The sequence below is a fragment of the Kribbella sp. genome (genome assembly GCF_035687465.1).
In the GTDB taxonomy this organism is placed as follows: Bacteria; Actinomycetota; Actinomycetes; order Propionibacteriales; family Kribbellaceae; genus Kribbella.
Map to the genome: position 1 here is coordinate 1 of NZ_DASRXP010000179.1, position 7,905 is coordinate 7,905.

General features: G+C 68.1%; 6 protein-coding genes. 5 read left to right on the forward strand and 1 reads right to left on the reverse strand.

Annotated features, from left to right (window positions below; all coding sequences use genetic code 11):
• From VFG33_RS09105 to hpf, 3 genes are all read left to right on the forward strand, one after another.
• A partial coding sequence (locus VFG33_RS09105) for an LpqB family beta-propeller domain-containing protein (RefSeq protein ID WP_325024427.1) occupies positions 1 to 483 on the forward strand: 483 nt, incomplete at its 5' end.
• A gap of 65 nt (positions 484 to 548) precedes the next feature.
• Positions 549 to 1,238, forward strand: coding sequence for a ComF family protein (locus VFG33_RS09110; RefSeq protein WP_325024430.1), 690 nt, complete (start codon positions 549 to 551; stop codon positions 1,236 to 1,238).
• A 228-nt stretch (positions 1,239 to 1,466) separates the two neighbouring features.
• Positions 1,467 to 2,093, forward strand: a complete 627-nt coding sequence (gene hpf / locus VFG33_RS09115; protein WP_325024432.1) for a ribosome hibernation-promoting factor, HPF/YfiA family — start codon at positions 1,467 to 1,469, stop codon at positions 2,091 to 2,093.
• Positions 2,094 to 2,164: 71 nt separating this feature from the next.
• Here hpf and VFG33_RS09120 read toward each other — a convergent pair whose 3' ends face one another.
• Positions 2,165 to 2,971, reverse strand: a complete 807-nt coding sequence (locus VFG33_RS09120) for a S1 family peptidase (RefSeq protein ID WP_325024434.1) — start codon at positions 2,969 to 2,971, stop codon at positions 2,165 to 2,167.
• A gap of 183 nt (positions 2,972 to 3,154) precedes the next feature.
• Between VFG33_RS09120 and VFG33_RS09125 the strand changes: the two genes are divergently transcribed.
• Both VFG33_RS09125 and secA read left to right on the forward strand, forming a co-directional pair.
• On the forward strand, positions 3,155 to 4,354 hold the full coding sequence (locus tag VFG33_RS09125; protein WP_325024438.1) for a winged helix-turn-helix domain-containing protein: 1,200 nt from the start codon (positions 3,155 to 3,157) through the stop codon (positions 4,352 to 4,354).
• A gap of 238 nt (positions 4,355 to 4,592) precedes the next feature.
• Positions 4,593 to 7,499: a preprotein translocase subunit SecA gene (gene secA, locus VFG33_RS09130; protein WP_325024436.1), complete on the forward strand. Its 2,907-nt coding sequence runs from the start codon at positions 4,593 to 4,595 to the stop codon at positions 7,497 to 7,499.
• Positions 7,500 to 7,905: the final 406 nt, after the last annotated feature.

Genomic DNA, 7,905 nt, shown 5'->3' on the forward strand with positions numbered 1-7,905 from the left:
AAGGTCATCGAGGTCCGGACCGACTTCAAGGGCAGCAGGCCGACCGTCCTGCGGATGGCGCCGGACGGGGTTCGTGCGCTGCTGGTGCTGGAGAAGAAGACCGGGGAGACCATCGTCCAGACCGGCGCGGTCACCACCAACGAGGCGAAGCAGCCGGTGCTCAGCCAACTCCGGTCGCTGGAGTTGTCGCTGCTCGACATCACCGATGTCTCCTGGGCCCAGGCCGGCATCCTGGTCACCGGCAAGCAGGCGGCCGATTCGCCGCGGCAGCCCTGGCAGGTCAACGCCGACGGTTCGCAGCCGCGGCAGATCCCGGGCGCCACCAACTTCGAGGCTGTCACGGTGGTCTCGAACAGCAACGTCGATACGTTGCCGGTGGTCAAGGACAACCAGGGGCACCTGCACTGGCTGAACAAGGACCTCGGCTGGGGCGACCTCGGCGACGACCCCGGCCCCGCCGTTGACCCCGTCTACCCGGGCTGACTCTGTCCACAGGTTGTCCGGGTGGTGGTTGCGAGTGGGGTGGGCGATCGCGGATCGTTGTCGTGGTGTCGGTGCGGGACGCGTTCGTGGATCTCGTCCTCGGCGGCAGTTGCGCGGGCTGCGACCGGCCAGGGATCTCTCTGTGTTCCGCTTGTCGTGCCGACCTGATCACCGCGACGCCGTTCCGCGCCTGGCCCGACCCCATCCCTGCCGGACTCCGTCCGCCGACCGCGACCACGCCGTACTCCGACGTCGCGCGGCGGCTGATCCTCGCGCATAAGGAGCACGCTCGGTACGCGCTCGCCAAACCACTGGGACAGGCACTGGCGCGAGCAGTCGTCCTGGCTCTGGGGACAGGCCGGGCGGTGTGGCTCTGCCCGGTCCCGTCGTCGCGATCCACGGTCCGGCTCCGCGGCCATGACCCGCTTCGCCGGATGACCGTCGCGGCCGCCCGGACCTTGCGCGGACAGGGATATGACGTGCGCCTGGCCGACGCGTTGACCGTCGTACGGCGTCCTGCCGACCAGGCCGGGTTGTCCGCCGGCGAACGGGCGGTGAACCTGGCCGGCGCTTTCGCGACCAGTTCGCGCTGGGCTGAAAGACTGACGGATCAACCGGTCCTGCTGGTCGATGACGTCCTCACCACCGGTTCCACGCTCGCCGAGGCCTGCCGGGCCATGGAAACAGCGGGGATCGGTGTCCTCGGCTGCGCGGTGGTGGCCGCGACCCGGCGCCGGCTACCGGTCGGTTCATGAGAACTTCTCTACCGGTTTCGCCCGAAGCCGACTAGCGTTGGCCTATGACACCCGCTTGGGCTTGTCGGACGTGGATGTGGGCGAGGGCCGGATCAGCCGGAATCCTCACCACGGAGTCCGCCGGGCCGGACAGCGGGTGTTCTCGTTTCGGGCGCCCCACCTCAGCTGACAGAGAGCCAAACGGGGGTCCGGAGACGTAAAAGATGTCGCCGATCGATGGAGGTTTCCGTGGACGTCGTTGTCAAGGGTCATCACTGCGAAGTCAGTGACCGCTTCCGGCAGTACGTCGAGGAAAAACTCGAACGGATCGAGAAGGTCGATCACCGGGTACTGCGATGCGAAGTAGAAGTAAGCCAGGAGAAGAACCCGCGACAGCACGACCGGGCGATGCGAGTCGAGCTCACCATGTACACCAAGGGACCCGTGGTCCGGGCCGAAGCGTGCGGTGAGACCAAGCAGGCGGCGTTCGACGTCAGCCTGGACCGGCTGCGGGCCCAGGTCCGCAAGGCCGCCGACCGCCGCCGGGTGCACCGCGGCGAGCACGCGCCGGAAGGCCTGCGGCATGTCGCTGCCAAGCAACCGCTGAACGGCCACGCCCCCGTAGTGGAGGAAACAGCCGCCGAGGACGAGTTGTCGATCCAGAAGTTCGGTTCCCTGATGGTGACCGGTGACGGGCCGCTGGTGATGCGCGAGAAGACCCACACCGCCAAGCCGATGTCCCTGGACCAGGCGCTCTACGAGCTCGAACTGGTCGGGCACGACTTCTATCTGTTCGTCGACGCGGATGAGAACCAGCCCAGCGTCGTCTACCGCCGCCGCGGCTACGACTACGGCGTGATCCGGCTGGCCGTCTGACTCGGGAGGAGCCCGCGAAGGCAATAGGGGCTCGGTCTCCGGACCGAGCCCCTATTGCCTTCGCTGTGGGTCTAGCCGCCTATCTGGGCCTGTAGCTCGGCGGAGTAGGTGGCGACCTCGGCGTAGACGCCCGGGTTGCCGGCATCCGCACAGCCGATGCCCCAGGACACGACGCCGAAGAGCTTCCCGGCCAGCACCAGCGGGCCGCCGGAGTCACCCTGGCAGGAGTCCTTGCCGCCGTCCTCGTAGCCGGCGCAGATCTCGCCGTCCGCGGTGTAATCCTCGCTCGCGTACGCGTCCTCGCAGTACGCGTCGCCGAGCACAGGGACCGCGACCTTCTGGAACGTCGAGGCCGGGCCGGTTCCTTCGGTGGTTCCCCATCCGTACACGACCGATGCCGCACCGGCGGCGTCCGCCGCGGTACTGGTCTCCAGCGGCAGGGTCGGTACGCCGGTGAACGGCGTGGCCAGTGTCATCACCGCGACGTCGTGGCCGGGCTGCGATCCGTACGCCGGGTCGGCCCAGATACTGCTGATCGCTGAGGTCTGGCCGCCGGAATCGGCCAGCTTGTCGCGGCCCTGGATCGCCGTGTATGTGCTGGCGGACTCCGTGGCGCAGTGCGCGGCCGTGACGATCTTGTTCGCGGCGACGAGCGTGGCACCGCAGTACTGGCCGGTGGGGTCGGGGGACGCGCTGTTGTTCAGGGCGATCGCCCAGGGCGTGTCCGCGGTGTGGGCGATCTCGCCGCCGACGATCCGGGTATGCGGTTCATCGGGCGCCGGGGCGGCCGATGCGGTCGCCGACACGGCGCCGAGGGACGCTGCGGCGAGCGCAGTCGCCGCCAAGACCGCACGGACCAGCTGGAATTTTCCTGTCATTGCCTCACACTCCACAGGTGGACACAGACCACGCGGGCGTCGCGGCCTGGTCGAAGACTCCCTTGCGTACACCCGGTAGCGCACCTCTCACTTGCGGTAACTCCGGAGTTATGCCGGATTTTGTCGGTGCGGCCCGGCACAATTCCTCAGGTGACCGTGATCAAGGTGCAGACCCAGACGCAGATGTTGTCCCAGGCGCAGGCCCGGCGGATCGCGCTGGCCGCCCAGGGGTTCACCGACCCACGGCCCAAGGGTGTGCCCGACCGGCGGGCGCTGAGCCGGGTGCTCGGCCGGATCGGCCTGATCCAGATCGACTCGGTGAATGTGCTCAGCCGCGCGCAGTACCTCCCGCTGTACTCCCGGCTGGGTCCGTACCCGCGCGATCTGCTGGACCGCGCGGCCGGGAAGGCACCTCGCAAGCTGGTGGAGTACTGGGCGCACGAGGCCTCCCTGGTCCCGGTCGAGACGCACCCGCTGATGCGGTGGCGGATGGCGCGCGCGGCCACCGAGGCCTGGGGTGGCCCGAGGTCGATCGCGGTCCAGCGACCGGACCTGGTCAAGCAGGTGCTCGCGGAGGTCCGCGACCACGGACCGTTGACCGCGCGCGAGATCGACGACGACGTGGAGCGCGACCGGACCAACTGGGGCTGGAACTGGTCCGACGTGAAGCGGGCGCTGGAGTTCCTCTTCTTCTCCGGCGAGATCACGGTGGCCCGGCGGAACCAGCAGTTCGAGCGGATGTACGACGTACCGGAGCGCGTGCTGCCCAGCGCAGTACTGGCGACGCCGACCCCGACGCCGGACGAGGCGCATCGGGCACTGGTCTCGATCGCGGCCCGAGCCCACGGCGTCGCCACAGCGCAGTGCCTGAAGGACTACTTCCGTACTGAGCCCGCCGCCACCGCCCAGGCGATCGGCGAACTGGTTGAAGAAGGAGAGCTCCTCCCAGTCGCGATCCAGGGGTGGAAACGTCCTGCCTACCTGCACCGTGATGCCAAGCTTCCGCGCCGGGTGAACGCGCGGGCTCTGGTCAGCCCGTTCGACTCGCTGGTGTTCGAGCGGACCCGGGCCGAGGCGCTGTTCGACTTCCGCTACCGGATCGAGATCTACGTCCCGGCGGAGAAACGCGTCCATGGGTACTACGTGCTTCCGTTCCTGCTCGGGGACCGGCTGGTCGCCCGGGTGGACCTGAAGGCGGACCGGATCGCGGGCGTGCTGCTGGTCCAGTCGGCCCATGCGGAGCCGGGCGCGCCGCTGGAGACCCCCGATGAGCTGGCCGCGGAGCTGGTTCAGCTGGCCGGCTGGCTGGGGCTCGACCAGGTCCGGATGGCCGGTGGCGGTGACCTCTCACCTGCGCTGAGTGACGCCCTGCGCGGGTTCTGAGCGGGCCACCCGGGCTGGGCGGACCGGGGAGGCGGAACTTTCCCGGCGTCCCGGTCGTGGGTCACCTGACGGCGACGCAGCCAGGCGACTCACACTGGAGGTGGCTTGACACACCCGGCCCCGTACCATGGGTGACGCACGCCCGCTCGGCGGGTGGACCGCGCCCCGCCCCGGGTGGGCGGACTGACGGCAAGCCCGCCGCAACCAGGCTTCAGCAGCAAGGAGAGAACTCCCCACCATGAAGGTGATCGACAAGGTCCTGCGGATCGGCGAGGGCAAGATCCTGCGCCGGCTCGAGGGCATCGCCAAACTGGTCAACTCGATCGAGGACGACTTCGTCAGCATGTCCGACGAGGAGCTGCGCGGCCAGACCGCCGACTTCAAGCAGCGGATCGACAACGGGGAGTCTCTCGACGCGCTGCTGCCCGAGGCGTTCTCGGTGGTCCGGGAGGCCGCCAAGCGGACCCTGCATCAGCGGCACTACGACGTTCAGATCATGGGCGGTGCCGCGCTGCACCTGGGCAACATCGCCGAGATGAAGACCGGTGAGGGCAAGACCCTGGTCGGCACCCTGCCCACCTATCTGAACGCGCTGTCCGGCAAGGGCGTGCACGTGGTCACGGTGAACGACTACCTGGCCAAGTTCCAGGCCGAGTGGATGGGCCGGGTCTACAACTTCCTCGGGGTCGACTACGGCGTGATCCTGCCGGAGATGTCCCCGGCCGAGCGCCGGATCGCCTATGCCAAGGACATCACCTACGGCACCAACAACGAGTTCGGCTTCGACTACCTGCGCGACAACATGGCCAGTGACATCGCCGACTGCGTGCAGCGCGAGCACAACTACGCGATCGTGGACGAGGTCGACTCGATCCTGGTCGACGAGGCCCGGACCCCGCTGATCATCTCCGGCCCCGCCGAGGACTCGCAGCGCTGGTACGTCGAGATGGCGAACATCGCCTCGACCCTGAAAGCGCGCTTCGCCGACGACAAGATCCCGGAGGAGCAGCGCCCGGTCGCCGACTACGAGGTGGACGAGAAGAAGCGCACCGTCGCGATCCTCGAGCGCGGGATCGAGAAGGTCGAGGACCGGCTCGGGATCGACAACCTGTACGAGTCGGCCAACACCCCGCTGATCAGCTACCTGAACAACGCGCTGAAGGCCAAGGACCTGTTCCGCAAGGACAAGGACTACGTGGTCGTCAACGACGAGGTGCTGATCGTCGACGAGCACACCGGCCGGACCCTGCACGGCCGCCGCTACAACGAGGGTCTGCACCAGGCGATCGAGGCCAAGGAGAAGGTCGAGATCAAGGAGGAGTACCAGACGCTGGCGACGATCACGCTGCAGAACTACTTCCGCCTCTACGACAAGCTGGCCGGCATGACCGGTACGGCGATGACCGAGGCGGCCGAGTTCTCCAAGATCTACGGTCTCGGCGTGGTCCCGATCCCGACCAACAAGCCGATGGTCCGGGCCGACCAGCGCGACCTGATCTACCGCACCGAGGAAGCCAAGTTCGACGCGGTGGTCGAGGACATCGTCAGCCGGCACGAGACCGGGCAGCCGATCCTGGTCGGTACCACCAGCGTGGAGAAGTCGGAGCGGCTGTCCGCCCAGCTGAAGCGACGCAACATCAAGCACGAGGTGCTGAACGCGAAGCAGCACGAGCGGGAGGCGGCGATCGTCGCCGAGGCCGGCCGCAAGGCGGCGGTCACGGTGGCCACCAACATGGCCGGCCGTGGTACCGACATCATCCTGGGCGGCAACCCTGAGTTCCTTGCGGACAAGGACCTGCGGGCCCGCGGCCTCGACCCGGCGGAGACGCCGGAGGAGTACGAGGCCGAGTACCCGAAGGTGCTGGAGCAGTTCGAGCAGCAGGTGAAGGACGAGCAGCGCGAGGTCACCGAGGTCGGTGGGCTGTACGTGCTCGGCACCGAGCGGCACGAGTCCCGCCGGATCGACAACCAGCTGCGCGGTCGTTCCGGCCGCCAGGGTGACCCGGGCGAGTCGCGCTTCTACCTGTCCCTCGAGGACGACCTGATGCGGCTGTTCAAGCGCGAGATGGTCGACTGGGCGATGTCGCGCAACGACGACGACACCGTGCCGCTGGAGAACAAGGTCGTCACCAAGGCGATCGCGTCGGCACAGTCCCAGGTCGAGGCGCAGAACTTCGAGACCCGGAAGAACATCCTCAAGTACGACGACGTGATGAACCGGCAGCGGCACGTCGTGTACGACGAGCGCCGCCGGGTGCTCGAGGGTGCCGACCTGCACGAGCAGGTGCGGGACATGCTCGACGAGACCGTCACCGGGTACGTCCAGGGCGCGACGGCCGACGGGTTCGCCGAGGACTGGGACCTGGAGCAGCTGTTCACCGCGCTGCGGACGCTCTACCAGACCGAGCTGACCGAGGAAGACCTGATCGAGGAGGCCGGCGGCGAACGCTCCGGCCTGACCCAGGACTTCCTGGTCGAGCGGCTGATCGAGGACGCCCGCGACGCCTACGCCCGCCGCGAGGAGCTGCTCACCAGCGACGCGATGCGCGAACTGGAGCGCCGGGTCGTGCTCAGCGTGCTGGACCGCAAGTGGCGCGAGCACCTGTACGAGATGGACTACCTGCGCGAGGGCATCGGCCTGCGCGCGATGGCGCAGCGCGACCCGCTGGTCGAGTACCAGCGCGAGGGCTACGACATGTTCGCCGCCATGATGGAATCCATCAAGGAGGAGTCGGTCCTCTTCATCTTCAACGTCGAGGTCGACGTCGAGGCGATGCAGGCGGAGCTGGTCGCGCAGGCAGAGGTGGTCCAGGAGGCCGAGGACATCCTCACTCCCGGTGCACCGGTAGCAGAGTTCCCGGGCCGCGACGCGGACACCGACGAGCGCCCGCAGGACACCCCGCGCCCGCAGGACACGCCACGTCTGCGAGCCAAGGGGCTGAGCGGCAGCAGTCGCCCGCAAAAGCTGTCGTACTCCGCGCCGACCATCGACGGTGACGACGAGGTAGCGGTCCGCACCGAAGCCGGCGAAGAAGGCGCACTCGAGTACGCCGGCACGCCGCGCAACGCGGTCTGCCCCTGCGGCTCCGGCAAGAAGTACAAGCGCTGCCACGGCGATCCCCAGTCGGACGTCTACCAGCACTGACACAGTCAGCACTGATCGTCCTCACCGAAGGCCCGCCCGAGCTCCTGGGGCGGGTCTTCGCTGTTGCTTTCCTCCAGTGTCTGGCGTACGACGAGCACGCCGACGTCATGTAGTTGCTATAGGCAACTGCAAGGGTGATGTGGTTGCCGCCCGGTGCATTGGGTGATGTGGTTTGCGCCGGTGCATTGGCAGTGTGGTTGCGCGGTCTCCGCTGCGGGAGTGTGCTAGCCGAGGTGGTGGGTATCAAGGGCGCTTCGCGGCCCTGCGGGCTCGAACAAGTTCGACCCTTGACACCCAGCACGTCGACCAGGGAAGGACGCAGCTACGCGGATCCGCGCTGACGTGTGAGCTGCATCCGGGGATTCCGTTCGCCCGGGTGGTTCCGGCGGGATGTTCGGCCCTTCCG